Source organism: Piscibacillus halophilus (assembly GCF_900110685.1).
GTDB lineage: Bacteria > Bacillota > Bacilli > Bacillales > Alkalibacillaceae > Piscibacillus > Piscibacillus halophilus.
Genome location: NZ_FOES01000070.1, coordinates 1 through 6386, shown reverse-complemented (window position 1 = coordinate 6386; position 6386 = coordinate 1). Strand labels below are relative to the sequence as shown.

Below are 6386 nucleotides of genomic sequence, written 5' to 3'. Positions count from 1 at the left end.
GTCCTTACCACGTTCCTGAACTACCCTTCCTCTATTCGTCCGATGATTTACACGACAAACATCATCGAGCGCACCATGAAGGAGTTCAAGAAACGTCTGAAAACGATGAACAGCCTTCCCTCCGAAGAAGCCGTGGAGAAGGTGATTTATATGGTTTCAGATGAATGCAACACCAAATGGTCTACGCGCAAACTCCGTGGGTTCAAAGAAGCAAGCCCTGAACTGCACGCCATGTTTGAGGAACGTTATGGATCTCAGACCGAAAGCGAGGAGGGGAAATAACCCTCCACCGGATCACCCTACTTTTTTACACAAACTTATTGACGGTACCTTTTAAAATGAAATGTGATATTTTGATGGTATTATCATCATAACGAAATAGTTTATTTTTATAGAAAAAGGAGGAACAACATGATACTTCCATACCAAGGAAAGTACCCAACAATCGATGATACGGCATATATTGCGGACGATGCCGTCATCACTGGAGATGTTACCATTGGAGCGTATAGTAGCGTTTGGTTTAAAACGGTCATACGTGGCGATGTGTCACCTACGTACATAGGAAAAAACGTCAATATCCAGGATCAATCTATGCTTCATCAAAGCCCTGATTATCCACTTATTTTGGAAGACGGAGTTTCAGTTGGGCATCAAGTGATCTTACATTCTTCTACGATCCGTAAGAATGCCCTTATTGGAATGGGGTCTACTATTTTAGATGGTGCTGAGATTGGAGAAAATGCCTTTATCGGGGCAGGAAGCTTAGTCCCTCCTGGTAAGACCATTCCGCCAAACACGATGGCGTTTGGCCGACCAGCAAAGGTGATCCGTGAGCTAAATGAAGATGATTATAAAGAATTAGAACGTGTAAGAAAAAGCTATGTAGAAAAAGGACAAACTTATAAAAAACTACAAAAATAAGAGCCCTGAGATTTTAGGGCTCTTATTTTATGAAGTTAATGTTTGAATCTCAAAGTTTTGGTCACTTACTAAATCTTGTTCATGATAAACACCTTCAATAAAAATTTGGTGCCAGAGCATAAACATTAAGACGGTCCAAATTTTTCGGCTGTAATCATGTTTACCTTCAACATGTTTATTCAATAAAGTAAGAACATACTGTTTGTCGATTAAATGATCGGTTTGACTAGCTAATATAAGGTTTCTTGCCCAATCATAGAGTTCATCTTTTAACCAATGACGAATCGGTACAGGAAAACCTAATTTCTTTCTATTGAGCACATGTTCAGGGACAAACGAGGTAACCGCTTCTCTTAAAATCGATTTGGTCGTACCGTTGGCAATCTTATAATCAACCGGAATTTGACTGGCAACTGTCATCACTTCTTTATCCAAGAAAGGTACACGTAACTCTAACGAATGAGCCATCGTCATACGGTCAGCTTTTAATAATATATCCCCTCGCATCCAAGTGTGCATATCAATATATTGCATTTGAGTGACAGGATGTTCGTCTTCCACTTGTTGATAGTAAGGTTCCGTCACTTTTTGATAAGGTAGCATCTTATTATAATGCTTTAATATATAAGACTTTTCATTTTCCTCAAAAATCTTTGCATTTCCTATATATCGATTTTGTAAAGGAGTCGTTCCCCGCATTAAGAAGCTCTTACCTTTAACACCTTCCGGTAAGAATAATGCGACTCTGCCCAATAAGTCTTTAGCTGGTTTAGGAATCGAATTAAAAACTTCTAAAGATTGCGGTTCTCTGTAAATATTGTAACCACCAAAAAGCTCATCTGCGCCTTCACCTGATAAGACAACGGTCACATGTTTACTTGCTTCTCGACTTACAAAATATAATGGGACACAAGCAGGATCTGCTAATGGATCATCTGCATGCCATATAACTTTAGGTAATCGCGACACAAATTCTTCAGGTGTAATGGTATATGAAATATTCTCAACACCTAATGCCTCTGCCGATTCTTTGGCTACATCTACTTCAGAGTAACCATCTCTTTCAAATCCAACTGAGAAAGTTTTCAAGTTAGGATTGATCTCCTTAGCAAGCGCTACAATAATCGTAGAATCGATTCCACCTGATAAAAATGAACCGACTGGTACATCACTTCGCATGTGAACATTCACGGAATCTAACAAAGCATGCTGAATATCTTTTATTAGGGCATCTTTTTCTAGATTCTTAGGTTTAAATTCAACTTGATAATACTTCTCAAAAGTGGGTTCTTCACCTGGCTTCATATAGAAATAATGCCCAGGTTCAACTTTATTAATTCCTTTTGATAATGTGTAGGGTTCAGGTACGAACTGAAAGCTTAAATAATGCTGAAGACTATCTAGATCAAAGTTAGATTTACCTTCAATTATTTTATTCAAGCTTTTTTTCTCTGAAGCGAAAAATGTACCTTCTTCGTCATTTGCATAATATAAAGGTTTAATCCCAAATGGATCTCTCGCTCCAAAAAGTTGTCCTTCTTCCCGATCCCAAATTAAAATACTGAACATACCTCTTAATTGTTTAAATGCATGTTCACGATGTTTGGAAAATAAGGCTAGAATCACTTCTGAATCTGATTCAGTTGAAAAAGTAAAACCTTCCTCTACTAAACGGTCTCTTAATTCAACATAATTATAAATCTCACCATTAAAAACCATCCAATAACGATTATCATCGTAGGATAGCGGCTGGTGTCCACCGTCTATATCAATTATGCTTAACCTCCTAAATCCAAAGGAGATATATGGGTCAACATAATAACCATCATCATCTGGGCCACGATGGTAGATCACATCGTTTCCTTTTTTGATCTCTGGTTGTATTTCTTCGTCTTTAACAGGTCGTCTTCTGATTCCACCAATGAAGCCGCACATTTTTCTTCACTTCCTTAACTAATATAGATCATATCTTATTCTAACTAATAGACGAATCTATATTAGCTTTTGTCACAACTTTTTTAATTAAACATTAAGAAAGTTTTTCAAATCACTCACACGGTCTGTGTGTTCCCACGTAAAAGCTTCATCCGTACGGCCAAAATGTCCGTATGCGGCTGTTTTTTTATAGATTGGGCGTCTTAAATCTAACATTTTAATAATCCCAGCTGGGCGAAGATCGAATGTTTCTCGAATAGCCTCAACTAACTGAGATTCTTTTACTTTTCCAGTACCAAACGTATTAACTGAGATGGAAACAGGTTGTGCGACTCCGATTGCATAAGCAAGCTGAACTTCACATGAATCAGCTAACCCTGCGGCCGCAATGTTTTTGGCAACATAACGTGCGGCATAAGCAGCTGACCGGTCTACTTTCGTAGCATCTTTACCACTAAATGCTCCTCCACCGTGTCTTGCATATCCTCCGTACGTATCCACAATAATTTTACGACCTGTTAATCCTGCATCTCCTTGAGGTCCACCGATGACGAATCGACCTGTCGGGTTAATAAAATATTTCGTGTTCTCATCAATGAGGTGCTCCGGCACAACTGGACGGATGACGTTTTCAATTAAATCTTGATTAATCTGTTCTAAAGATACTTCTGGATGATGTTGAGTAGAAATAACAATTGTATCCACTCGTTCAGGTTTTCCATCATCATCGTATTCAACGGTTACTTGTGTCTTTCCATCTGGACGAAGGTAGTCCAGTTCACCAGATTTTCGCACATCACTTAAACGTTTCGATAACTTGTGAGATAGTGAGATCGGTAATGGCATAAGTTCTTTTGTTTCATTTGTAGCATATCCAAACATTAAGCCTTGATCTCCCGCTCCAATTGCTTCAATCTCTTCATCTGTCATTCGACCTTCACGTTTTTCAAAGGCCTCATCAACTCCTTGAGCAATATCAGCGGATTGTTCATCAATGGACGTTAATACAGCACAAGTCTCAGCATCAAATCCATATTTAGCACGTGTATAGCCAATGCCTTTAATCGTTTCTCTAACGATGGCTGGAATATCTACATAAGTTGTAGTTGAAATTTCCCCTGTTACGAGAACTAACCCTGTTGTAACAGTTGTTTCACAGGCCACTCGTGCATTTGGATCTTTCTTTAAAATTTCATCTAAAATCGCATCCGAAATCTGATCACAAATTTTATCCGGATGCCCTTCCGTTACTGATTCGGAAGTAAATAGGCGACGTTGATGTGTCATGTAATCGTTTCCTCCTCGATTAGTATCTTCAACGGCTCTCTTATACTTTGATGTGAAAAGCTATATTGTTTAAATTTCATCATTATTTACCCATAACATAGAAAAAACCTTCCCACTCATGAGGAAAGGTTTACATTCGCTGCCTTTCACTCTTATCGTTCAAGGGTGTTCCCTTGCATCAGGTTAGCACCTGTCACAAATGTGATGGTTGCTGAGCTTCATAGGGCCTGCTCCCTCCACTGCTCTGGATAAGAGATGTTCCGTTTCTGATTTATCATAACTTGAATCAGACAGTGTGTCAATGGGTATATGTCGGACCCTTTAGCTTTAGCATACCATATATAATACTTACTTATTAAGCAACCTTGTCTTCGTTCATAAAAACTATAAACTTATGATTATGACATGCTATAACTTTTACTTTATAATAAAACTTGAATGAAGAAAAAATGTGAAAAATTATATATAAATAGTATGGATTATTAAAACAAATGTGTTATACTATTAAACAAATAAACTAATAAAATGATAAATTTTGTATTGTAAAGGATGGTTAGGTGTGAAAACGATGAATGTTCAAGCGTCTGTATCCCAGCTTACTCAGCATAAAAATAATCAGGCGAATTTACCAATCGCCAGTCTAGTAGAAAGAATTCTATCTAGGGAAGAGGGTATTTTAACTTCTACTGGTGCAGTTCGTGCTACAACAGGAAAATACACGGGTCGCTCACCTAAAGATAAATTTATTGTCGAAGATGAAGAGACTAAAAATTTAGTTGATTGGGGAAACGTTAATCAACCGATCAGCGAAGAGGTTTTCTTAAATTTATTAAACAAAGTATCAGATTACCTCTCTGAACAAAATGAGATCTTTACGTTTAATGGCTTTGCTGGAGCAGACAGTAAATATAGATTACCTATTCAGGTTGTCACTCAGTTCGCTTGGCACAATTTGTTTGCGAATCAATTATTTATCCGCCCAACAGAAGAAGAGTTAGCCTCTCATTCCCCTGAATTTACGGTGGTATCTGCCCCACATTTTAAAGCAGACCCCGAAGTAGATGGTACTAATTCTGAGGCGTTTGTCATCGTATCATTCAAACATCGAGTCGTTCTAATCGGTGGTACCGAATACGCAGGTGAAATTAAAAAGTCTATTTTCTCAGTTATGAATTACATGCTGCCTACGAAGCAAGATGTTTTATCGATGCACTGTTCAGCTAACGTTGGTTCAGAAGGCGATGTCGCGTTATTTTTTGGTTTATCAGGTACAGGTAAAACGACTTTATCAGCTGATCCGAATCGTCGCCTAATTGGTGATGACGAACACGCATGGTCTCAAAACGGGATTTTCAATATTGAAGGTGGATGCTACGCAAAATGTATTAACCTTTCAGAAGAGAAAGAACCACAAATCTATAACGCCATTCGATTTGGTGCCGTTTTAGAAAACGTAATGGTAAATGAAGAATCTCGTCTACCTGATTATGATGATACGAGTTTAACAGAAAATACTCGTGCAGCTTATGCAATTGAGCATATTGATAACATTATTCAACCAAGTATTGCTGGTCATCCTAATACGATTGTATTTTTAACGGCAGATGCATTTGGCGTACTACCTCCGATCAGCAAACTAACAAAAGAACAAGCCATGTATCATTTCTTAAGTGGTTATACGAGTAAACTCGCGGGTACTGAGCGTGGGGTAACAGAGCCTGAAGCGACATTCTCAGCTTGCTTTGGTTCTCCATTCTTACCATTACCAGCTGCTGAATACGCAAAAATGTTAGGTGAGAAAATTGATGAACATGATGCTCAAGTTTTCTTAGTTAACACAGGCTGGACTGGTGGGCCCTATGGTGTCGGTAACCGAATGAAATTAAGCTACACACGTGCTATGGTTCAAGCTGCTTTAGAAGGTGAGCTCAACAATGTTGAAACAGCTCAAGATGAATTCTTTGGCTTAGCCATTCCTCAACATTGCCCAGGTGTACCAAGTGACGTACTTAACCCTAAGAAGACCTGGAATGATAAAGAGGCATACAATCATAAAGCTATAGAGCTAGCTAATAAGTTTCACGATAACTTCAAGAAATTTGATCACGTTACAGAAGATATTTTACAAGCTGGACCTATCTATAAGGAACAAAATCGCTAACGCGACTTACTACGTCCCAAGTGAGTGCTAATCACTTGGGACATTCTTCGCTCTAATCATAGTGCCATTACAGTGAGGG

At 38.4% G+C, this 6386-nt stretch carries 5 protein-coding genes and 1 riboswitch; of the genes, 3 read left to right on the top strand and 2 right to left on the bottom strand.

Features of this window, described 5'->3' with window-relative positions; genetic code table 11:
- Both BMY57_RS15620 and BMY57_RS15615 read left to right on the top strand, forming a co-directional pair.
- Positions 1 to 282, top strand: a 282-nt coding sequence (locus BMY57_RS15620) for a transposase (RefSeq protein ID WP_143063819.1), incomplete at its 5' end; no start/stop codon positions are given.
- A gap of 129 nt (positions 283 to 411) precedes the next feature.
- Positions 412 to 924 (top strand): gamma carbonic anhydrase, encoded by a 513-nt coding sequence (locus BMY57_RS15615; RefSeq protein ID WP_091776331.1) that lies wholly within the window; start codon positions 412 to 414, stop codon positions 922 to 924.
- Positions 925 to 951: 27 nt separating this feature from the next.
- Here BMY57_RS15615 and asnB read toward each other — a convergent pair whose 3' ends face one another.
- Complete coding sequence (gene asnB / locus BMY57_RS15610) at positions 952 to 2859, bottom strand: asparagine synthase (glutamine-hydrolyzing) (RefSeq protein WP_091776328.1); 1908 nt, start codon at positions 2857 to 2859, stop codon at positions 952 to 954.
- An 87-nt stretch (positions 2860 to 2946) separates the two neighbouring features.
- Complete coding sequence (metK, locus tag BMY57_RS15605; RefSeq protein ID WP_091776326.1) at positions 2947 to 4146, bottom strand: methionine adenosyltransferase; 1200 nt, start codon at positions 4144 to 4146, stop codon at positions 2947 to 2949.
- A gap of 149 nt (positions 4147 to 4295) precedes the next feature.
- Positions 4296 to 4401: riboswitch (SAM riboswitch) on the bottom strand.
- 304 nt (positions 4402 to 4705) lie between these two features.
- Here metK and pckA point away from each other — a divergent pair.
- Positions 4706 to 6307, top strand: coding sequence for a phosphoenolpyruvate carboxykinase (ATP) (gene pckA, locus BMY57_RS15600; RefSeq protein ID WP_439895801.1), 1602 nt, complete (start codon positions 4706 to 4708; stop codon positions 6305 to 6307).
- Positions 6308 to 6386: the final 79 nt, after the last annotated feature.